This window comes from Streptomyces graminofaciens (assembly GCF_030294945.1).
GTDB classification, from domain to species: Bacteria; Actinomycetota; Actinomycetes; order Streptomycetales; family Streptomycetaceae; genus Streptomyces; species Streptomyces graminofaciens.
Genome location: NZ_AP018448.1, coordinates 7,642,777 through 7,664,515 on the forward strand (window position 1 = coordinate 7,642,777; position 21,739 = coordinate 7,664,515).

The window sequence follows — 21,739 nt, forward strand, 5'->3', positions numbered from 1 at the left end:
CGCTGGAACCTGGGGGAGTCACCTGGCGTTGATAGCTTTGGTCACTCCTACAGGTCCCGCACGGACACGGTAGGCCCTTACTTCCTCACCTGCTTCCCCTACTTCCTCACCCCACAGGAGCCCGGAACCGTGACGACGATCGCCCTCGGACCGAGCTGGTTGGATCCGGACTATCTGCTTGACCAGTTCGGCATCTGGGGCCTGCTCCTGATCGTCTTCGCGGAGTCCGGCCTGCTCATCGGCTTCTTCCTGCCGGGCGACTCGCTGCTGTTCACGGCGGGCATGCTGATCACCGCGGACACGCTGGACTTCCCGCTGTGGTCGGCCGTCCTGCTGATCTGCCTCGCCGCGATCCTCGGCGACCAGGCGGGCTACATGTTCGGCAAGAAGGTGGGCCCCTCGCTCTTCAAGCGGCCGGACTCCCGCCTGTTCAAGCAGGAGAACGTCACCAAGGCCCACGAGTTCTTCGAGAAGCACGGCCCCAAGTCCCTGATCCTGGCCCGCTTCGTGCCGATCGTGCGCACGTTCACGCCGATCATCGCGGGCGTCAGCGGCATGAAGTACCGCTCGTTCCTGATCTTCAACATCATCGGCGGCATCCTGTGGGGCGCGGGCGTGACCCTGCTCGGCTCCTGGCTCGGCACCATCAAGGAGGTCCGCGAGAACGTCGAGCCGATCCTGCTCCTGATCGTCTTCATCTCGGTGGTCCCGATCATCATCGAGTTCGTCAAGGCCAAGAAGGCGAAGAAGAACGCCCCCGAGCAGCCCGCCGCGGCCCACGTCGCCCCGGCCGCCCCGGTCATGGACGACAGGACGACCCAGCTCCGCCGCATCCCCCAGGCCCACCAGCAGGAAGAGCCCTACCAGCAGCAGTACGACCAGAACCAGGGCTACGACCAGCACCAGGTCTACGAGGGCTACCAGGGCCAGCAGGGCTACCAGGGCCAGCAGTACGACCAGAATCAGGGCTACGACCAGCAGTACGGCCAGGGCTACGGGCAGGACTACGGCTACCAGCAGCAGCCCCAGCAACAGCAGCAGAACCCTTACGGCCAGAACTACCCACAGCACTGACGGCGACAGGGCAACCCCGCGCTCGCAAGGGGGCGCGGGGAACCGCGCGACCAGCCACGGACAGCCCGCAGTCGCCGGACGGCGGAACCTCCGGCCATCAGGCGCTCAGAACCCCCGAGTCCGCTTGGCCGCCTTCCGCCCCACCCGCGCGGCCCCGGGCAGGAACAACCGGAACAGCTCGGACCCCAGGTTCACCCCGATGGCGATGGCCATGGCCAATGCCGCGGCCTTGGTCAGCGAGACCAACCCCGCGTCCACATCGTTCTGGGCGAACGCCAACAACCCGAAATACGTGGCCGACCCCGGCAACAGGGGCCCGATCGCCGCGGTCGTGTACGGCAACGCCGAAGCGAACCGATACCGCGACAGCAACTGCCCGAACAGCCCCACCAGCCCCGCCGCCGCGGCCGTGGAGGCCACCGGCGAGATCCCCCCGGCGTAGTGCATGGCCCCGTAGACCGCCCACGCCACGCCCCCGTTCAACGTCACCGCCAACACGGTGGATCGTTCCTGCTGAAGCAACACCGCGAAGGTCAGCGACAGCAGCATCGATGCGACGAGTTGCCACACCGGTTGCCGCTCGGCGCTGCTGAGCGCCGCGTCCGGGTTCAGCTCGGCGCCGAGCTTCACACCGAAGTAGAGGATCGTCAGCACCCCCACCACGATCCCCACGAACAGGTACATGACCTCCAGCAGCCGCGCGGACGCGGTGATGTAGAACCCGGTCAGCCCGTCCTGCACGCCCGCGACCAGCGCCCGCCCCGGCAGCAGCGCGAACAGCCCGCCGGTGATCACGGCGGAGGCCCGCACGTCCACGTCGGCGAGGGTCAGCGCCACCCCGATCGCGGCCGGCGGCATCGCGGCCACCAGGAACTGGTAGAACTCCGGCAGCCCGCGCCCCGAGCACAGCCACGCCAGCCGGTCGCCGAGCATCGCGCCCAGCGCCGCCGCGACGAAGACGACGAAGTCACCGCCGACCAGGACGGAGGCCGCGCCCGCGAGCAGCCCGCTGGAGCCGGTCAGCACCCAGCCGGGATACGGGTGCCGGTTGCGCCGTATCTCCGCGAGCCGCCGGTACGCCTCCTCCAGCGAGATCGCGGTCTCCGGGTCGCTCAGATCGTCGACCAGCTGGAACACCGCCGCCAGCCGCGTGTAGTCGGTGCCCCGGCGCCGTACGATCCGCGCCGCGGTGACCGGGTCGTCCACGAGCGACGGCTGATGGGTGACCGACAACTGGGTGAAGGTGACGGTCGGCTCGCAGCGGTCGAGGCCGTAGGAGCGGCACACGGCGAACATCGCCGCCTCCACGTCCTCCGCGCCCTCCCCGCCCGCGAGCAGCAGCTCACCGATGCGGAGCGTCAGGTCCAGGACGCGCGGCACGGGCGGCCCCGGCTCGCCCCCCTCGCGCAGCGGCTCCGGCGCCGGCCGCTCGGCGACCGGCATCCGCAGCATCGTGCGCATCCGGTCCTGCCAGGGCACGTCCTTGGCGAGGCTGACGGCCGGTATCCCGCCGGGCGGCGTGAACGCGGGCGGCGCGTCCTTCGCGCTGTAGGTGCGCGGGGTGCTGAACGCGGACCCCTCGTGCTCCCCGGCGGCCGGCCCGTGCGGCTGCGCGAGCCCCGCAGGTATGGCGAACTCGGAGGTCGTCTGCGACTCGGAGTCGCCCACGGCGGGCACATCCAGCCCGGCCGGGATCGCGAACTCCGAGGTCACCGACGACTCGCCGTCGACCACCGGTGTGATGCCCACCGGCACGAAGGCAGTTCTCGACTCGTCCGACACCGGCTTGCGGTCCTCGGGCTCCCTCACTCCGCCGCGCTCCTCGTACGACACCTCCAGTACGCCTCAGTATGCGCATCGGCACGCACCGGTACGCGAACGGGCCGCGCATCCCCGAGGGGACACACGGCCCGTTTCAGCCAAAGCGGAACGAGGGGGTCAGTGACCGCCCTGCTCCTTGAAGCGCTTGTACGACTTCTCGACCTCGGCCTCGGCCTCGGCGCGACCGACCCAGTCGGCGCCCTCGACGGACTTGCCGGGCTCCAGGTCCTTGTAGACCTCGAAGAAGTGCTGGATCTCCAGGCGGTCGAACTCCGACACGTGGTGGATGTCACGCAGGTGCTCCACACGCGGGTCGGTCGCCGGGACGCACAGCAGCTTGTCGTCGCCGCCGGCCTCGTCCGTCATCCGGAACATGCCGATCGCGCGGCACTTGATGAGGCAGCCCGGGAAGGTCGGCTCATCAAGGATGACCAGCGCGTCCAGCGGGTCGCCGTCCTCGCCGAGGGTGTTCTCGACGAAGCCGTAGTCGGTCGGGTAGGCGGTCGAGGTGAAGAGCCGACGGTCCAGGCGGATCCGACCGGTCTCGTGGTCCACCTCGTACTTGTTCCGCGAACCCTTCGGAATCTCGATCGTGACGTCGAACTCCACCGGTGGCTCCTCCATGATCAACACATAGTTCTGGTGGTTAAGTGTCCCTCACGCAGGTGTGTGATCGCGAAAGGGGCTGGTGGTCGTGCCTGAGCCGAAGGTCTGGCGGGCTGCGAGACCGCATGTGGTGCGGGTCGCGCGCGCCGTGAAACCGGGCGCCGTACGCGTCGCGCACGCCGTGAAACCCGGTGTCGTACGAGCCGCGCACGCCGTGAAAACACGCTCTGCGCAGCTCACACGGCACACGGGGAAGCTCACGACCCTCCAGCTCACCGCCGGTGCGGCCACGCTGGGCCTGGTGATCTCGGCCGGATCCGTCGCCATCGCCGGACCCTGGGACTCCTCGGGTCAGCGTACGGCCGAGCGCGACTGGGCAACATCGCGCGAAGGCGAGGGTGGCGCAGATCACGGACGTAATTCCGATACGCCGACCGGTACGTCCGCGGGGGCGCCCAAGCCCGCGCCGAGCGCCCCCAACGTACTCATCGGCCTCGGCGGCGCCACCGGCGCCGGTTCCGCACCCGACACCGAGGCCCTCACCGACGCCCTCGCCCCCTTCCTGAACGCCCCGGCCCTCGGCCCGCGCCGCGCGGCCGCCGTCGTCGACGTGGCGACCGGCAAGCAGCTCTACGGCCGGGAGGCGGGCGACTCGCTGACCCCCGCCTCCACGACGAAGATCGCCACGGCGGCGGCGGTGCTCAGCGCGGCCGGACCCGATCACCGCATCGAGACCCGCACGGTCCTGGACACCGACGCCGAGCAGGTCGTCCTGATCGGCGGCGGCGACCCCACCCTCACCGCCCACAAGGACACGAAGGGCTACGCGAGCCTGCGCACCCTCGCCGACGAGACGGCGGCCGCCCTGGACAAGCGTCACCTGAAGGAGATCACGCTCACCTACGACACCTCCCTCTACAGCGGCCCCGAACTCCACCCCATCGGCAAGAACCCCAACCTCGCCCCCGTGGCCGCCCTCATGGTCGACGAGGCCCGCCTGGACGACTCCGACCGCGGCACCGCCGCCCGCAGCACGGACCCGGCGGCGGACGCGACCGCCACGTTCGCGGCCCTCCTGAAGGACCGAGGCGTCACCGTCAAGTCCAAGGCCCCCGTGAAGGCCCCGAAGGACGCCGAGCAGCTGGCCTCCGTCTCCTCACCGCCCCTCTCGACCCTGGTCGAACGCATGCTCACCAACAGCGACAACGACATCGCCGAGGCCCTGTCCCGCCAGGTGGCGATCGCGACGGGAGAGCAGGCGAGCTTCGAGGGCGGCGCGTCAGCCATCGGCAAGGAACTGAAGAAACTCGAACTCCCCCTGGAAGGCGTTCGGTTCGCCGACGGCAGCGGCCTGAGCCGGGGCGACCAGCTCACCGCCGCCTTCCTCACCACCCTGCTCGCCAGGTCCGCCGCCCCGACCCACCCCGAACTCCGCCCGATCCTCACGGGCCTCCCGGTCGCGGGCTTCACCGGCACCCTCCGCAACCGCTACGCGAGCGACCTCCCCGGCACCGGAGTGGTACGAGCCAAAACCGGCACCCTGACCGGTGTGAACACGCTGGCGGGAACGGTGGTGGACGCGGACGGCCGCCTCCTGTCCTTCGCCTTCATGGCGACGGACACGAAGGACGCGGGGGGAGCGCAGCAAGCCCTGGACGCCGCGGCCTCGGCCTTGGCGGCGTGCGGCTGCCGCTGAGGCCCTGCCGCGTCCTTCGTGTCCGTCACTGGGCTGCGGCGCACCGGAAAGGGGCGCGGGGAACTGCGCGAGCAACTCCGCGCGACCGCCACCCGAACAGGCACGGGGCCCTCACCCGCCTCGCCCCCTGACCTCAGCGGCAGTGCTCCCGTACGGTTGATGACATGACGAGCATCGGTGGTGCCGAAATGGTCGACTGGAATCTCGCCGTGGCAACTGCGACCAGGCTCGTGCGGCCCGGCCCCGAGGTGAGCCGGGACGAGGCGCGGGCCATCGTCGCGGAGCTGCGCCGGCACGCGAAGGCGTCGGAGGAGCACGTCCGCGCGTTCACGCGGATGGGACCCGACGCGGCCGACGACACCCCCGTCCTCGTCGTGGACCGCCCCGGGTGGGTCCGGGCGAACGTCGCCGGGTTCCGGGAGCTCCTCAAGCCGCTGCTGGACAAGATGCAGGAACGTCGCGGCGGCAGCCCGGGCGGCGCCGTGCTCGGCGCGGTCGGCGGCAAGGTCACCGGCGTGGAGCTCGGGATGCTGCTGTCGTTCCTGTCCTCCCGGGTCCTCGGCCAGTACGAGACCTTCGCCCCGGCCACCCGAGAGCTTCCGGCCGGGGACAACGGCGGCGGACGCCTCTTGCTGGTCGCCCCGAACATCGTCCACGTGGAGCGCGAACTCGACGTACAGCCCCATGACTTCCGCCTCTGGGTGTGTCTGCACGAGGAGACCCACCGGACGCAGTTCACGGCCGTGCCCTGGCTGCGTGACCACCTGGAGGGCGAAATCCAGTCGTTCTTGGGGGAGACGGAGGTCGACCCCATGACCGTCCTCGAACGCGTCCGGGAGGCCGCCCAGTCACTCGCGGGTGGTCGGCCCGAGGGAGAGCAGGGCGACGACGGTCACTCGTTCGTGGAGTTGGTACAGACCCCGTCGCAGCGGGAGATCCTCGGCCGGCTGACGGCCGTCATGTCACTCCTGGAGGGACACGCCGACTTCGTGATGGACGGGGTGGGCCCGGCGGTCGTGCCGTCGGTGGCGGAGATCCGCGAGAAGTTCCAGCAGCGACGCGCGAAGGGGGCCTCCCGACTGGACCTCGCCCTGCGCAAGCTGCTGGGTTTGGATGCCAAACTCAGGCAGTACCGTGACGGTGAGCGGTTCGTACGGGCTGTCGTCGAACAGGTCGGCATGGACGGTTTCAACCGGGTGTGGACTTCCCCGAACACCCTGCCGACCAAGGCGGAGATCGCCAAACCGGCGGACTGGGTCGCGCGGGTGCATCGCAAGGCGGAGTCGTGAGCCGCGCGCGAGCGTGGTGAACGAATCCGGCCGACGGCAGGCGAACGCCCCTCCAATCACCCGTCCGAGGGACCGTGAGGCATGGGTAGGCGTGCAATGCTCGGGGAACGGCCCGCTTCTGTCACCATCTACACACTCTGAGTGACCGAGCTCGGGCTCGCCCCCGACAACTTCATGAAGGGAACCGGACATGGGTCCCCACCCCGCGGTCGCGGCGATACGCCTGGCGGTCCGCCGCGTACTCCACGACCTCCTCACCGAACACAGCACCGACACCACCGCCCACGGCACCGCGAACACCCCCCTTCGCGCGCCCGCCCACGCCACCCCGGGCGCCCCCGGCGCTGTCGGCGCACCCCCCGTGCCCGCCCCCGCCGCACCCCCGGCGTACGCGGCGCACGACCCCGCACACGAGCAGCAGTCGCCCCCGCCGCTCGTGCTCGTCGCGTGCTCGGGCGGCGCCGACTCCATGGCGCTCGCCTCCGCCCTCGCCTTCGAAGCCCCCAAACTCGGCATCCGCGCCGGTGGCGTCACCGTCGACCACGGCCTGCAGCCCGGCTCCGACCTGCGCGCCGAGGAAGTCGTGCTGCGCCTGCGCGAACTCGGCCTGGACCCGGTCGAGTCCGCCGCCGTCTCCGTCGGCCGCGACGGCGGCCCCGAGGCCGCAGCCCGCGACGCCCGCTACGCCGCCCTGGACGCCGCACTCGAACGCCACGGTGCCGCCGCGATCCTCCTCGGCCACACCCGCGACGACCAGGCCGAGACCGTCCTCCTCGGCCTCGCCCGCGGCTCCGGCATCCGCTCCCTGTCCGGTATGGCCGCGGTCTCGGGGGCCGACGGCCGCTACCGACGTCCCTTCCTCGCCCTCGACCGGCAGACCGCCCGCAAGGCCTGCATGGTCCAGTCCCTCCCCGTCTGGGACGACCCCCACAACGCCGACCCCGCCTACACCCGCTCCCGGCTCCGCCACGAGGGCCTGCCCGCCCTGGAGAAGGCGCTCGGCAAGGGCGTCGTCGAGGCCCTCGCCCGTACGGCCCAGCTCTCCCGCGACGACGCCGACGCCCTCGACGCCTGGGCCCGCCAGGCCGAGGCCTCCGTGCGCGACGCCGCCGGCCTGCTGGAGTGCGCCAAGCTCTACGCCCTCCCGCCCGCCGTACGCCGCCGCATCCTGCGCCGTGCCGCCATCGAGGCCGGTGCCCCGGCAGGTTCCCTCTTCGCCCGGCACATCGAGGAAGTCGACCGCCTCATCACCGGCTGGCGGGGCCAGGGGGCCATCAATCTCCCCGGCCGAGTCGTCGCCCAGCGGCAGGGTGGCAGACTGGTGATTCGGCAAGGCTGAATCCGGACCCTCCTGAACCGGGCCGCTGACACGGGACGTGAGCGGTCCGAAGGCCGGTGGGACGACCGAAAGTGATGCGGGTGGACGCGAAAGACATGGGTGCCGACCTCAAGCAGGTGCTCATCACCAAAGAAGAGATCGACGCGAAGCTGGCAGAGCTGGCCGCCAAGATCGACGCGGAGTACGAGGGCAAGGACCTGCTCATCGTCGGCGTCCTCAAGGGCGCGGTGATGGTCATGGCCGACCTCGCCCGGGCCCTGTCCACCCCCGTCACCATGGACTGGATGGCGGTGTCCTCCTACGGAGCGGGCACCCAGTCCTCCGGCGTCGTACGGATCCTCAAGGACCTCGACACCGACATCAAGGGCAGGCACGTCCTGATCGTCGAGGACATCATCGACTCCGGTCTGACCCTGTCCTGGCTGATCTCCAACCTCGGCTCCCGCGAGCCCGCCTCCCTCAAGGTGTGCACGCTGCTGCGCAAGCCCGACGCCGCCAAGGTCTCCATCGACGTGGAGTGGGTCGGCTTCGACATCCCCAACGAATTCGTCGTCGGCTACGGCCTCGACTACGCGGAGAAGTACCGCAACCTCCCGTTCGTGGGTACGCTCGCGCCTCACGTCTACGGCGGCTGACACAGTCTCTGTAAGACGTTCGGGAACCCCAGCGGGTTTCGCGCCGTTGGAGCAGGCGTGGACGGGATTGGCAGCAGTCCCCTGCGGCTTCGGGTGACAATGCTGGGGTACCGTCCGAAGAACAGTCTTTATCAAACTCACTATGGCAGGAGGGACGGGGCGGCACCGCTCCGTGTGGATGGACGTGAAGCGATACTTCCGTGGGCCGGTCATGTGGATCGTGCTGGCCGTCCTTGCCGTGGTCGTGTTGATGCAGGTCGTCGGCTCGTCCGGCGGCTACAAGACGGTGGACACGGGCCAGGTCGTCCAGGCGATCAACGAGAACAAGGTCCAAGAGGCCAAACTCACTACGGGCGAAGAGCAGCTCATCAAGGCTCAGCTCAAAAAGGGTGAGGAGATCGAGGGCAGCTCGAAGATTCAGGCGAGCTACATCGGCGACCAGGGTGTGACCCTCGCCGCCACCCTCCAGGACAAGTACCAGAACAAGCAGATCCCCGACGGCTACACGGTCTCCCCGACCAAGCAGAACGCTTTCGTCGGCATCCTGCTGTCCCTGCTCCCCTTCGTCCTCATCGTCGTGGTCTTCCTGTTCCTGATGAACCAGATGCAGGGCGGCGGCTCCCGAGTCATGAACTTCGGGAAGTCCAAGGCCAAGCTCATCACCAAGGACACCCCGAAGACGACGTTCGCTGACGTGGCGGGCGCGGACGAGGCCGTCGAGGAGCTCCACGAGATCAAGGAGTTCCTCCAGGAGCCGGCCAAGTTCCAGGCCGTCGGCGCCAAGATCCCCAAGGGTGTGCTGCTCTACGGCCCGCCCGGTACGGGCAAGACGCTGCTCGCGCGTGCCGTGGCCGGCGAGGCGGGCGTCCCCTTCTACTCGATCTCCGGTTCCGACTTCGTCGAGATGTTCGTCGGTGTCGGTGCCTCCCGGGTCCGTGACCTGTTCGAGCAGGCCAAGGCGAACGCCCCGGCGATCGTCTTCGTCGACGAGATCGACGCGGTCGGCCGCCACCGCGGCGCCGGCCTCGGCGGTGGTCACGACGAGCGCGAGCAGACGCTGAACCAGCTGCTCGTCGAGATGGACGGCTTCGACGTCAAGGGCGGTGTGATTCTCATCGCCGCGACGAACCGGCCGGACATCCTCGACCCGGCGCTGCTGCGCCCGGGCCGCTTCGACCGGCAGATCGCCGTCGACCGCCCGGACATGCAGGGCCGTCTGGAGATCCTCAAGGTCCACCAGAAGGGCAAGCCGGTCGCGCCCGACGTCGACCTGGGCGCCGTCGCCCGCCGCACCCCCGGTATGACGGGTGCCGATCTGTCCAACGTCCTGAACGAGGCCGCGCTCCTGACGGCCCGTAGCGACAAGAAACTGATCGACAACCACATGCTGGACGAGGCGATCGACCGCGTGATCGCGGGCCCGCAGAAGCGGACCCGGATCATGTCGGACAAGGAGAAGAAGATCACCGCGTACCACGAGGGCGGTCACGCCCTGGTCGCGGCGGCCTCGCCGAACTCCGACCCGGTCCACAAGATCACGATCCTGTCCCGAGGCCGCGCCCTCGGCTACACGATGGTCCTGCCGGACGAGGACAAGTACTCGACCACCCGCAACGAGATGCTCGACCAGCTCGGCTACATGCTGGGTGGCCGCGCCGCCGAGGAACTGGTCTTCCACGACCCGACCACCGGTGCCGCGAACGACATCGAGAAGGCCACCAGCCTGGCCCGCGCGATGGTCACGCAGTACGGCATGACCGAGCGTCTCGGCGCCATCAAGTTCGGCGGCGACAACACCGAGCCGTTCCTCGGACGTGAGATGGCCCACCAGCGCGACTACTCGGAAGAGGTCGCCGCGCTGGTCGACGAAGAGGTCAAGAAGCTCATCGAGAACGCGCACAACGAGGCCTGGGAGATCCTGGTCGAGAACCGCGACGTCCTCGACAACCTGGTGCTTCAGCTGCTGGAGAAGGAGACGCTGGGCAAGGAGGAGATCGCCGAGATCTTCGCCTCCATCGTCAAGCGTCCCCCCCGGCCCGCCTGGACCGGCTCCTCCCGCCGCACCCCCTCCACCCGCCCGCCGGTGCTCTCCCCCAGGGAGCTCGCACTGACGAACGGCACCAACGGCGCGGCCCCGGCGATCACCGCCAAGGCCGCGGTGGAGGCCACACCGGAGGAGAGCCCCGAGAGCTGATCAGAGCTCCCGGAAGCCTCACTTTGGCCCGGAATGGATGCCGCGCCCCCCAGGTTCTAGCCTGGGGGGCGCGGCATTTTCGTATGCCCATATGTGAGACGCGTAATCCCTATGTGTCGCAGGCCCAGGAACGAGGCACCACATGATCGACCCCGTGACGTTGGACGGCGAGGGCAGCATCGGCGAGTTCGACGAGAAACGTGCCGAGAACGCCGTACGAGAACTGCTGATCGCGGTCGGAGAGGACCCGGACCGAGAGGGCCTCAGGGAGACGCCGACGCGGGTGGCCCGGGCGTATCGGGAGCTTCTGGCGGGGCTCACGCAGGAGCCCGAGGACGTTCTGACGACGACGTTCGATCTGGGACACGACGAGATGGTCCTGGTGAAGGACATTGAGATCGTAAGCCTGTGTGAACATCATTTGCTCCCGTTTCATGGCGTAGCGCATGTTGGTTACATTCCGGCTGAAACGGGCAAGATTACCGGCTTGTCGAAGCTGGCTCGGCTTGTTGACGTGTTCGCCCGGCGGCCGCAGGTGCAGGAACGACTCACCACACAGATCGCGGACTCGCTCATGCGGATCCTCGAGGCGCGTGGCGCGATCGTCGTCATCGAGGCCGAGCACATGTGCATGTCGGTGCGGGGCATTCGCAAGCCGGGCGCCAAGACGACGACGTCGGCCGTGCGGGGTCAGCTTCGGGACGCCACGACCCGTGCCGAGGCGATGAGCCTGATACTGGCGCGCTGAGACGATTGTCGGCAAGCAGAACCCAGGCCTCCTCGGCAACGGCCACCTGGTCCGGCAGCCCGGGAGACCCCTACGCCGCCCGCGCCGCGCCCCCGTTGGTGTCGTCGTCCTCGGGCAGCTTGCACACGCGCTCCAGGAAGAAGGCGGCCGCTATGACGGCGATGCCCGCGAGGACCGAGAATCCGGCGTAGATGGCCTGATCCCGGCGGGGCGGCACATCCAGGTACTCCAGCAGGAAGACGCCCGTGCCGCCGTACATACCGGCCACCAGGGCCGCGACCAGGGCGCTGGCCTGGCCGAAGACGACCGCTCGGGCCGCCATCAGCGGGTCGACCCCCTTGGCGTCGGGCTGCCGCTCCCGCTGGGCCTTGAGCCGGGAGCGCAGCGAGAGCGCCGTGGCCGTGAGGACGGCGGCGATCAGGGCGAGGACGATGGGCGCGGCCAGCGGGACGCTGGGCAGGGTGCCCACCGAATACCACAGGCGGGCCCCCGCCCACGACAGCACTCCGGCCACGACGAACACCGCTGCCAGCGTCCTGATGCGCAGCTCTTTCACGATGCCCCTTCGACGAGCCGGTGGTCCGTACGGGTCGGGTGCCGGGCCGAAGCGGTGATCCGGCGGTTCCGGGGGCGACCCCGGATGATCCCGACCCGGTAGACCTTAACGACTACTCGGGCAGCTGGAGTTCCAGGTCGGCGCGGGGCGACACGCCTTCCCGGGTGACGGTGGCGAGAAGTCGCCCGACCGGGCCGCGGCCGGGGAGCTGGGCCTCCGGGTCCACGTCGTGCCAGGGCGCGAGGACGAACGCCCTTTCGTGGGCGCGCGGGTGGGGCAGCGTGAGCACCGGATCGTCGGAGACCACGTCGGCGTACGCGACGATGTCCACGTCGAGCGTGCGCGGCCCCCAGTGCTCCGCGCGGACGCGGTGGAAGGCCTCCTCGACGGCCTGGGCCCGCTCCAGCAGGGACGACGGGGGCAGGGTGGTCTTGAGGACGACTACCGCGTTGAAGTAGCTCGGCTGGCTGCCGGGCGCCACGCCCCACGGCTCCGTCTCGTACACCGGCGAGACGGCCTTGATGCGGACGCCCGGGGTGTCCTCCAGCGCGTCGATGGCGCCCTGGAGGTTGTCCAGGCGGTTGCCGAGGTTCGAGCCCAGGGAGATCACGGCCCACCGGGGGTTGTGCAGGGTGGTGTCGGCGGCGTCGACCTTCTCCACGACGGAGGCGGGCACCGGCTGTACGGTCGGGTCGCTCTGACCCTCGGTGAAGAACGCGGTCATACTCGGCTCCGGGTGATGGTGACGGTCACGTCGTCGAAGGGGACCGTGATCGGCGCGTTCGGCTTGTGGACGCCGACCTCGACCTCCAGCACCCCGTCGTGTCGCAGACACGCCTGGGCGATGCGCTCGGCGAGCGTCTCGATGAGGTTCACCGGCTCGCCCTCGACGATCCCCACGACCTCCTCCGCGACGATCCCGTAGTGGACGGTCTTCGCCAGGTCGTCGTCGGCCGCGGCCGGTCGGGTGTCCAGGCCCAGCGTGAGATCCACGACGAAGGTCTGGCCCTCCTCGCGCTCGTGCTGGAACACACCGTGGTACCCACGGGCCCTCAGGCCGCGCAGCGCGACACGATCCACGCGAATCACTCCTGCAATCGTCGGTGACGGCCCATGCCCGCCGTACGCGGACGGCACACCGGCCACTGTCGAATCTACCTGCGAGCACGGACAGCACCCGCCCCTGGAGGCCCGGGTCGACCGCCGTACAGACAGGGTTCACCGAACGTTTCCCCCGGGGAACGCGGCGGCTCACGGGTGGGAAGCCGCGCATACCCCGTGCCCGTGATTCCAACCACTCAGGAAGGCGTGTCGTCGCCGTCGTCGTCATCGGATTCGGTCAGTACGGGGGAGCCGTGGTGCGACCACAGCTTCCAGCCGTCCGCCGTCCGCCGGAACACGTTCGTGGCGACGACCAACTGCCCGACCAGCGGCCCCAGCTCGTCGCTGCCGTCCGGCGCCGGACCCCCGCTGAGGATGTTCTCGGTGCAGGTGACCAGGGCCGTGTCCCCGGTGACGGACACATGCACATCGGTGAGGAAGAACTGGATGTACTCCGTGTTCGCCATGATCAGCGCGTACGACCGCAGCACCTCGCCGCGCCCGGTGAGCACCGGCCAGCCGGGGTGCACGCAGGAGATCACGCCGGCGTCGGCCGGGTCGTGGTACTCCTCGTCGACGCCCAGGTCGGCCGGGGTCAGCCAGAGCGAGGAGAGCGTGTCGAAGTCGCCCTGTTCCATCGCCTCGTAGAAGGCGGTGTTGGCGAGTTCGACCTGTTCGACGTCCGTGTGGGCCGTGCTCACCGCGCGCGAGCCCCTTCGATCGCCCGGGTCACGCGTACCGCGTCGGCGGTGGCGCGCACCTCGTGCACCCGGACCGCCCAGGCGCCCTGCTGGGCCGCGAGGGCCGACACGGCGGCGGTGGCGGCGTCGCGCTCCCGCGCGGGCGGCGGAGCGCCCTCCGGGCCGGCCAGGACCCGGCCGAGGAACCGCTTGCGGGAGGCGGCGACCAGCAGCGGATGTCCGAGCCCGCGCAGCCGGTCGAGGTGGGCGAGGAGGACGAGGTCGTGCTCGGCCTCCTTGGAGAAGCCGAGACCGGGGTCGACGACGATCCGGTCGGCGGCGACACCGCCCTCCAGAACGGCCTCCACGCGCGCGTGCAGCTCGCTGACGACCTCGGAGACCACGTCCTCGTAGACGCCCCTGACGTTGCCTCCTTCCAGGAAGCCGCGCCAGTGCATGACGATGAAGGGGGCGCCCGAGTCGGCGACCACCGGGATCATCGCTGGGTCGGCGAGACCGCCGCTGACGTCGTTGACGAGGGCCGCGCCCGCGGCGAGGGCCTGCTCGGCGACGGAGGCGCGCATGGTGTCGACGGAGACGGTCACGCCCTCGGAGGCCAGGCCCCGCACGACGGGGACGACCCGCCTGAGTTCCTCCGCCTCGTCGACCCGGGTCGCTCCGGGGCGCGTCGACTCACCGCCGACGTCCACCAGGTCGGCGCCCTCGCCGACCAGTTCCAGTCCGTGCTTGACGGCCGCGGTGGTGTCGAACCAGCGGCCGCCGTCGGAGAACGAGTCCGGGGTGACATTGACGACGCCCATGACCGCGCAACGGTCCCACAGGGGCATTCCGGCCACGTGGCCGCGCCGGTTCTGCATGCTCATGCGTCAAGCCTAGGCCCCCGGTGGTGCAGGCCGTGGTCCGTAGTCGGGTGAGGAAGCCGGTACGGCTCGTCAATGGCGGACCCACCGCCAGTGGCGCGGCCCCCGCTCAGGCCGCTCGTACGCCTCTCTTGCTCATGTCGTGCTGTTCCGCCCTCGCGTGTGCGCACGGGGACGGGGTCGCCGAGCGGCGGCGGAGGAAGCGGGGGAGGGCGGGGTTGACGAAGCCCTCGGCCTGCATGGCCGCCAGGCCGATCCGGGGGAGGTCGCGGGAGGCGGCGTAGACGACGAAGCGGGGCTCCCAGCGCGGGCGGAACTTGGCGTTGAACTTGTACAGCGACTCGATCTGGAACCAGCGGGAGAGGAACACCAGCAGGCCCCGCCAGGCGCGCAGCACCGGCCCGGCACCGATCTTCTCGCCGCGGGCCAGGGCCGAGCGGAACATGGCGAAGTTCAGGGAGACCTGCTTGATGTCCAGGCGTGGGGCCGCCTGGAGCGCGGCGACGATGAGCAGTTCGTTCATGCCGGGGTCCGCCGAGCGGTCGCGGCGCATCAGGTCAAGGGAGACGCCGTCGGGCCCCCATGGGACGAAGTGGAGGACCGCCTTCAGGTCCCCGTAGGGGCCGGGTACCTCGTCCACCCACCCGTCTCCCACCGCCGCCCTACCCGAGGCGCTTCGCGCCGCCCCTTCGATTCTGTGGGCCGTGGCGATGAGGCAGTCCCCGTCGGCCGGGTCGCCGATGCGGCCGAGCGCCATGGAGAAGCCGCGCTCGGTGTCGGTGCCGCGCCAGTCCTCGGCGGCGCGGCGGATCCGGTCGAGCTCCGCCTCGCCGAGGTCACGGGCTCGCCGTACCCGGGTTTCGTATCCGAGCCGTTCGATGCGCTTCACCATTTGACGCACGTTGCGCATCGAGCGCCCGGCGAGGGAGAAATCCGCGACGTCCACCACCGCCTCGTCGCCCAGTTCGAGGGCGTCGAGGCCGGTCTCGCGGGTCCACACCTCGGCGCCCGTCTCCGAGCAGCCCATGACGGCCGGTGTCCAGGAGTGGGCCGTCGCCTCGTCCATGAAGCGCTCGATCGCGCCGGGCCAGGCCTCGACGTCGCCGATCGGGTCGCCGCTGGCGAGCATCACGCCGTGCACCACGCGGTACGTCACCGCCGCCTTGCCGCTCGGCGAGAACACGACCGCCTTGTCGCGGCGGAGCGCGAAGTGGCCGAGCGAGTCACGGCCGCCGTGCTTGGCCAGCAGGGCGCGCAGCCGGACCTCGTCGTCGGCGGTGAGCCGGGCCGCCGGGTGCTCGGGGCGGAAGGCCAGGTAGATCGTGGTGATGGCGGTCAGCAGGCCGAGGGCGCCCAGGGAGAAGGCCACCGTCCAGGAGGTGTCGCCGGTGTAGTCGACCGGGCCCTCGAAGCCGAACAGACCGTAGATCACGTGCTCCAGACGGTCGGCGAGGCTCGGGCTGCCGACCATGCGCCGGGGGTGCGCGCTCACGACGAGCAGACCGAGGCCGATCGAACCGGCGCCCATCAGCATGAAGTTGGCGAGCGCCCGCCAGCGGCTGTACGGGTCGGGCAGGGCGCGGAACTCGTCGCGGTGGCGCAGCAGCGGGACGAGCAGCGCCAGCGAGATCAGGACGCCGACGAGCGAGTGACGGTACGTGAACTGGGCGATCGCTCCCGCCGGGAGGAGGACCACGGCCGCCCGCCAGGCCCGCCGTTTTCGCCGGCGCAGGCCATGGGCGAGCAGGAGCAGCAGCACGCCGGTGCTCAGCGAGAGGGCCGCGGCGAACGGGCCCAGCGCGCCGGGCAGCACCTCGGCCAGGGTGTGCATACGGCTGTACCGGAAGCGCGGGAACACCCCCGCGGCGATGTCGAGGAGCCCGACGAGCGTGCAGGCTCTGGCGACCCAGGCGGGGACGGCCTCCGCGCGCGGACCGCGCAGCACCTCACGCGCCTTGCTCGGCCTCCTCACCGTGCTCGCTGTTCGCGCCTCGCCCGATCGGAGCGGAACCCCGCCCGACATTTCCCCATCTGTCCTGACAGACATCGCATCCCATAGTTCCGCGAGAGACCTTGGATCCGGTGCCTTTCCGGCATCCGGCGACATTGCGCCCTCTAGGACGGTGTCTCGGGGAGAGAGGTTCACTCCCCAAGGGAAAGCCGGTTCAAAGCCAAGGAAAAGAATCGGTTTTAGGCACAGGAAAGGTCGGCGGGAGTCACCCGATGGGTCTCACGAGCAACACGTTGTTGGTGGTGGCGGTCGCGGTCGCCGTACTGCTGTTCGTCGGTACGGTCTGGCTGTGGCCGCGGCTGGCACGCCGTCGCTGGCGGACGGTCGGCGCCCGGATCGGGGTGCTGCTGGCGACCCAGGTGGCCGTCTTCGCGTCGATCGGCCTCGCCGCCAACCAGGCCTTCGGTTTCTACGCCAGCTGGGCCGACCTCCTCGGCCAGGAGACCAGCCAGGGAGTGGTCGTCGACCACGACGGCATCCGCGGCGGCGGAGGTCCGCTCCGGGTCGTCGACACCCGGCAGATGGACGTGGCGGGCGGTTCCCGGAGCCAACTCGGCGGCCAGATACAGAAGGTGGTGATCGTCGGCCGTACGACCGGGATCGCCGGCCCGGCGTATGTGTATCTGCCGCCGGAGTACTTCCAGCCCCGGTACCGGACGCGGACGTTCCCGGCCGTCGTCGTGCTCACCGGTTATCCGGGCACCGCCGAGGCACTCATCAAGGGGCTGCGCTATCCGCAGACGGCCCACCAGCTGGCCGGCGAAGGCAGGGCCCAGCCGATGATTCTGGTCATGATGCGGCCGACCGTGGCGCCGCCGCGCGACACCGAGTGCGTGGACGTCCCGGGCGGGCCGCAGACCGAGTCGTTCTTCGCCGAGGACCTTCCGGACGCCGTGGGCCACCACTACAGGGTCGGGAGGAAACCCGGCAGTTGGGGCGTCGTCGGCGACTCCACCGGCGGCTACTGCGCGCTGAAACTCGCCGTCCACCACCCCGAGGTGTACGCCGCCGGGGCCGGCCTCTCGCCGTACTACAAGGCGCCGATCGACCCGACGACGGGAGATCTCTTCCAGGGGAACAAGACGCTGCGGAACGAGGCGGACCTCTTCTGGTACCTCGGGAACCGGCCCGCGCCCGACACCTCACTGCTGGTCAGCAGCAGCAAGCAGGGGGAGAGCGACTACCGGGCCACGCTCGACTTCATCAAGCTCGTGAAGTCCAGGCAGCCGACGCGGATCTCGTCCATCGTCCTCGACAGCGGCGGACACAACTTCAACACCTGGCGGCGGGAGATCCCGGCGACCCTGCAGTGGATCAGTGGAAGGCTGAGCGATCGGTGACCGGTTCTGAGGTTTGAACCGGTGACGGCCACTTAATGTGCGCGGCCGGTGAGGAATTCCGAAGGCGTTCGCGATGGTCCCGCAATTCGCCGGATGCCCGGCGAGGAGGGTTATAAGAGGCCGATGTGGCCTGGGAGTATCTTGATTCGGCGGAGCCGATCAAGGAGCGGTGTCGGCGGTGGACACCCGAAGCCGTGTGCGGGCTGGGGAACGGCTGAGTTTTTACCGCCCGGGGCACCATCATTCGCGTACGCGCGGTAAGTTTCTGGCCATGCCACGTGGACGTCACCGCCATTCTCCGCCTCTGCACAGGCTGCTGCCCCCCACGGCGATCGCAGGCGTCTCCCTCGTCTGCGCCCTCACCCCCTGGGTGTTCGAGCAGCCCTCGGTACTCCGGGTCTCCGCCGCCGTCGCGGCGGCGACCGCGGCCGTGGGTGCGGCCGTCATGCGTCGTTGGGACGTCGAGGCGGGCAAGCGTGTCGCCGACCTCACGCGCGCGCGGGCGAGCGACGAATGGCGTCACGAGGAGCGGGTCGCCGAACTGGAGACCGACCTGGAGGAGTCGCGCGAGCTGCGCACCAAGCTGGAGCACAAGCTGCGCGCCAAGCGGGCCGAGCTGGCGAACCTGCGCAACGAACACGCCGCCCTGCTGCGCCGGTACGCCACGGCGGAGACCGAGCGCGCGAGCGCCCTGGAGGGCCGCCGTCTGCTGGAGATAGAGACGACGGTTCCGGAGGAGGGGCAGAGCCAGGGGCAGGGTGGTGCGCGGGCGCTGTCCACCGGCGACGCGCCTACCGCCGCGGCTCAGGCCTCGCCGGTGGCACCGCAGGGGTTGCCGGCGAAGGGGGCGCCTCGGGTGTCCCGGGATCGCGCGGACGATGACGTGGTCGACGGGTCCGACGAGGCTGTGGCTGCCTCTTCGGAGTCGGCGTCGGCGTCGGCGGAGAAGGACGGCTCCGAGGCGAACCGGTCGGTTCCCTCCGTGTTTTCCCCGGCCGGGTCCGCGCTGTTCCTGCGTGCCAACTCGGCGTTGGACCGGATCATCACACGGCGGGGGGCCGTGGAGGAGCACTCGGAGTCCGGCGTCGAGGCCGAGGTCGAGGCCGAGGCCGAGACGGACGTTGTCGTCGAGGCCGTCGAGGCCGTCGAGGCCGTCGAGGTCGCCGAGGTCGAGGAGAGCGCGCCCGAGGCCGTGGAGGGCGAGTCCGAGGACGAGTCCGGCAAGGAAAAGTCGTCCAAGGGCGGCTCCGCCGAGGACCGTTCGCCGAAGGGGGACCCGGACGGTCCGACCGGCGGCGGCTCCCGTCAGGTCCTTCCCGAGGAGGGCGAGGGCGAGGCGGTTCCGGTCGTCACCGCCGAGGAGGACGACCCGGCGGGGAAGCCCGGGGCGGCTGACGGGCATGAGCACGCGGTCGCCGAGCCGACACCCGCGCCCGTGGAGCCCGTTCCGGCACAGTCGGCGCTGCCCGTGCTGTCGTCCGGGCGGCCGGAGGGGCACTTCACCGTGCCGACCGCCGTGGCCTACGTTCCGGCCGCGCCGCAGCGCCGGCCGGCCGTCGAGGGAGGGTTCGACTTCTTCGGTACGCAGAAGGAGGCGGACACCTTCGAGGCCGTGCAGAACGAGGACCTCGCCGATGTGGTCGGCCAGGAGGCGCTCGCGCTGCACAAGGCAGAGTCGGAGGGGCGGTTCAAGCCGATCGACGAGGCGTCGCGGGGGATCGGACAGGTGATCGACCTGACGGCCCATGACGAGACCGAGCAGATCGATCTGCAGGGATTGCGCACGGCGGCCTCCTGACAGCCGGTCCCGGCTGTCAGGAGGCCGGTCGTGCCGCCGGGGGCGGCACGCGTCCTCGAGGGAAGCGTCCTCAAAGGAAGCGTCTTCAAGGGAAGACGAGAGCTAGGCCATCCACCGGTCCGGCCGCGCCTCCCTGCGCCCCGTTCGTGACCGTTCCGCCTGCGCCCGCAGCAGTTCCGCCGCCTCCGCGGCATCGCGCAGGCGGGCCGTCACCGTCTTGTTGGCGCCCGTGTCGACGTGCACGTCGGCCACGCCCTTGAACCGTGCCCACGGCCCCTGCACCAGCCGTACGCTCTGGACCTTCGCGTGCGGTACGAGGTCCAGACGGCGGCGCAGCAACCCGTGCCGGGCGGCGAACACGGTGTCGGTGACGGCGAGGCCGTACCCCTTCCACCACAGCGGCACGCACCACGCGGCCCGGCGCGGCGGCCGTACCAGCGCGGACGGGTCCGGGACCGTCGCCCCGGGCAGCACCCGGGCGATCACCGACTCGGCCACCTCGCGCGGTGCGACCGGTACGAGCACGGAGTTGGAGGAGCCCGCCACGTCCAGCTCCACGCGCACCCAGCCGCGGCGGCGCCACAGCAGCGGTTCGACGATCCGCACGGTCTGCACACGGCCCGGCGGCACCGTCTCGTGCGTCCGGTCGAGGAGGCCGCGGTCGATGCGGAGGCCGTCCGGCGACTCGCCCACCGTCCAGTCGTACTCCCCGACGAACCGCCCCACACTGCTCGCCCCGGCCGCGCCGAGCAGCGGCAGCGCCGTCGCGAGGACCGTCCAAACGCTCTCCGTCGCGAACCAGAGGACCGAGGGGACCACGACCGCGGCCACCAGCGTGCCCCAGGTGGCGCCCGTCAGCAGCAGTGACACCGCCAGGACGCCCGCCGGGAGCTTCAGCAACTGCCGTACCGGCGCCTCGCCGACCTCGCCGGCGGTCTCGGGGGCGAAACCGGCCGCGCGGGCGAGGAGTTCGGCGCGCAGGGCCTGGGCGTGGGCCTCGCCCAGATAGGCCAGTTCGTCCTTCTTGTCCGTGCCGACGACGTCGAGTTTGAGCTTGGCGACGCCGGCGATCCGGGCCAGGAGCGGCCGGGTGATGTCGATGGCCTGGATGCGTTCCAGCCGGATGTGCGCGGTGCGCCGGAACAACAGGCCGGTACGGATGCGCAGTTCGCTGTCGGTCACCGCGAAGTGGGTGAACCACCACGTCAGGAAGCCGTACAGCGCGGCGGCCGGGATGAGGACGGCGAGCCCGACGAGCAGCATCGTCGTGGTCAGTTTGGTGAGCTGGCGCTGCGCCCCGTCCGGGTCGTGCACGGCCCAGCCGATGATCACGGCGATCGGCGCCCAGGCCCGCCGCAGCGGGGTGATGGGATGCAGCCGGTGTTCGGTCACCGGCCGCATCTCGCGTACTGCCTCGTCGGCGTCGTGGGCGGTCACAGCCCCGCCGATCGGGCCTGGCCCAGCTCGGTCAGCCGGTCGCGCAATCGTTCCGCCTCCGCCGGTTCGAGGCCCGGGATGCAGGCGTCCGTGGCGGCCGCAGCCGTGTGCAGCTGCACACTCGCCAGCCCGAAGTGCCGCTCGACCGGTCCGGACGTCACCTCCACCAGCTGCATCCGCCCGTACGGCACGACGGTCTCCTCGCGCCACAGCACACCCCGGCTGATCAGCAGGTCGTCGGCGCGTTCGGCATACCGCCAGGAACGCCAGTTGCGGCCCAGCATCGACCAGCCCCACAGCAGCAGCCCCAGCGGCAGCAGCGCGAAGGCCGCCCAGACCGGGCCGGCGAGCAGACCCAGCAACAGGCCCGTACCGACGGCGATCGCCCCCACCCACACCACCAGCAACAGCCGCCTCATACGCAGCAGCCCGGGCGGCAGCCCGGTCCAGACCGGCTCGTCGCCCACATGTCCGGTGCCGTCTTCCAAGGTCCCCGTCTCCATTCCGCCAGCGTACGTACGAGAGACTGTGCC

At 70.4% G+C, this 21,739-nt stretch carries 19 protein-coding genes; 9 read left to right on the forward strand and 10 right to left on the reverse strand.

All coding sequences use genetic code 11. The features are described 5' to 3' along the window. Positions 1-129 precede the first annotated feature (129 nt). The gene (locus SGFS_RS33540) at positions 130-1,074 is read left to right on the forward strand and encodes a DedA family protein (protein WP_286255853.1); all 945 of its coding nucleotides are present in this window, start codon (positions 130-132) and stop codon (positions 1,072-1,074) included. Between the two features lie 105 nt (positions 1,075-1,179). Here the strand turns inward: SGFS_RS33540 and SGFS_RS33545 are convergent, their stop codons facing one another. Together SGFS_RS33545 and SGFS_RS33550 are read right to left on the reverse strand one after the other, a co-directional pair. Beyond that, on the reverse strand, positions 1,180-2,883 hold the full coding sequence (locus SGFS_RS33545) for a threonine/serine exporter family protein (protein ID WP_286255854.1): 1,704 nt from the start codon (positions 2,881-2,883) through the stop codon (positions 1,180-1,182). A 129-nt stretch (positions 2,884-3,012) separates the two neighbouring features. Further along, positions 3,013-3,504 (reverse strand): inorganic diphosphatase, encoded by a 492-nt coding sequence (locus tag SGFS_RS33550; protein WP_048819635.1) that lies wholly within the window; start codon positions 3,502-3,504, stop codon positions 3,013-3,015. A gap of 79 nt (positions 3,505-3,583) precedes the next feature. Between SGFS_RS33550 and dacB the strand changes: the two genes are divergently transcribed. The 6 genes from dacB to folE all read left to right on the forward strand — a co-directional run bounded on the left by dacB (position 3,584) and on the right by folE (position 11,402). Further along, on the forward strand, positions 3,584-5,197 hold the full coding sequence (gene dacB, locus SGFS_RS33555) for a D-alanyl-D-alanine carboxypeptidase/D-alanyl-D-alanine endopeptidase (RefSeq protein WP_286255857.1): 1,614 nt from the start codon (positions 3,584-3,586) through the stop codon (positions 5,195-5,197). A gap of 164 nt (positions 5,198-5,361) precedes the next feature. Beyond that, a complete protein-coding gene (locus SGFS_RS33560) occupies positions 5,362-6,486 on the forward strand; it encodes a zinc-dependent metalloprotease (protein ID WP_286255858.1) in 1,125 nt (374 codons plus the stop codon). Between the two features lie 190 nt (positions 6,487-6,676). Beyond that, on the forward strand, positions 6,677-7,825 hold the full coding sequence (gene tilS / locus SGFS_RS33565) for a tRNA lysidine(34) synthetase TilS (RefSeq protein ID WP_286255859.1): 1,149 nt from the start codon (positions 6,677-6,679) through the stop codon (positions 7,823-7,825). A 74-nt stretch (positions 7,826-7,899) separates the two neighbouring features. Then, positions 7,900-8,460 carry a hypoxanthine phosphoribosyltransferase gene (gene hpt / locus SGFS_RS33570; protein ID WP_286260188.1) on the forward strand — a complete coding sequence of 187 codons (561 nt, stop codon included), beginning with the start codon at positions 7,900-7,902 and terminating at the stop codon, positions 8,458-8,460. A gap of 178 nt (positions 8,461-8,638) precedes the next feature. Beyond that, entirely contained in the window at positions 8,639-10,654 is a 2,016-nt protein-coding gene (gene ftsH, locus SGFS_RS33575; protein WP_286260190.1) for an ATP-dependent zinc metalloprotease FtsH, read from the forward strand. Positions 10,655-10,796: 142 nt separating this feature from the next. After that, entirely contained in the window at positions 10,797-11,402 is a 606-nt protein-coding gene (gene folE, locus SGFS_RS33580) for a GTP cyclohydrolase I FolE (RefSeq protein WP_286255860.1), read from the forward strand. A gap of 70 nt (positions 11,403-11,472) precedes the next feature. On the opposite strand, the gene SGFS_RS33585 is transcribed toward folE, so the two are convergent. From SGFS_RS33585 to SGFS_RS33610, 6 genes are all read right to left on the reverse strand, one after another. After that, a complete protein-coding gene (locus tag SGFS_RS33585) occupies positions 11,473-11,958 on the reverse strand; it encodes a DUF3180 domain-containing protein (protein ID WP_286255861.1) in 486 nt (161 codons plus the stop codon). 112 nt (positions 11,959-12,070) lie between these two features. Next, positions 12,071-12,682, reverse strand: a complete 612-nt coding sequence (folK, locus tag SGFS_RS33590) for a 2-amino-4-hydroxy-6-hydroxymethyldihydropteridine diphosphokinase (protein ID WP_286255864.1) — start codon at positions 12,680-12,682, stop codon at positions 12,071-12,073. Continuing rightward, positions 12,679-13,038, reverse strand: coding sequence for a dihydroneopterin aldolase (folB, locus tag SGFS_RS33595; RefSeq protein ID WP_286255866.1), 360 nt, complete (start codon positions 13,036-13,038; stop codon positions 12,679-12,681). Before folB ends, folK begins: the two co-directional genes overlap by 4 nt. Before the next feature lie 218 nt (positions 13,039-13,256). Beyond that, positions 13,257-13,760, reverse strand: a complete 504-nt coding sequence (locus SGFS_RS33600) for a nuclear transport factor 2 family protein (protein ID WP_286255868.1) — start codon at positions 13,758-13,760, stop codon at positions 13,257-13,259. Beyond that, on the reverse strand, positions 13,757-14,623 hold the full coding sequence (gene folP, locus SGFS_RS33605; RefSeq protein WP_286255869.1) for a dihydropteroate synthase: 867 nt from the start codon (positions 14,621-14,623) through the stop codon (positions 13,757-13,759). Before folP ends, SGFS_RS33600 begins: the two co-directional genes overlap by 4 nt. A gap of 106 nt (positions 14,624-14,729) precedes the next feature. Next, positions 14,730-16,643: a phosphatidylglycerol lysyltransferase domain-containing protein gene (locus SGFS_RS33610; protein ID WP_286255870.1), complete on the reverse strand. Its 1,914-nt coding sequence runs from the start codon at positions 16,641-16,643 to the stop codon at positions 14,730-14,732. Positions 16,644-16,843: 200 nt separating this feature from the next. Here SGFS_RS33610 and SGFS_RS33615 point away from each other — a divergent pair, with 200 nt between their 5' ends. Continuing rightward, entirely contained in the window at positions 16,844-17,971 is a 1,128-nt protein-coding gene (locus SGFS_RS33615) for an alpha/beta hydrolase (protein WP_286255871.1), read from the forward strand. Positions 17,972-18,242: 271 nt separating this feature from the next. After that, a complete protein-coding gene (locus tag SGFS_RS33620) occupies positions 18,243-19,769 on the forward strand; it encodes a hypothetical protein (protein WP_286255872.1) in 1,527 nt (508 codons plus the stop codon). A 102-nt stretch (positions 19,770-19,871) separates the two neighbouring features. Here SGFS_RS33620 and SGFS_RS33625 read toward each other — a convergent pair whose 3' ends face one another. Both SGFS_RS33625 and SGFS_RS33630 read right to left on the reverse strand, forming a co-directional pair. Beyond that, complete coding sequence (locus tag SGFS_RS33625; protein ID WP_286260192.1) at positions 19,872-21,170, reverse strand: PH domain-containing protein; 1,299 nt, start codon at positions 21,168-21,170, stop codon at positions 19,872-19,874. A gap of 32 nt (positions 21,171-21,202) precedes the next feature. Next, positions 21,203-21,709: a PH domain-containing protein gene (locus SGFS_RS33630; protein WP_286255873.1), complete on the reverse strand. Its 507-nt coding sequence runs from the start codon at positions 21,707-21,709 to the stop codon at positions 21,203-21,205. Between the last annotated feature and the right edge of the window lie 30 nt (positions 21,710-21,739).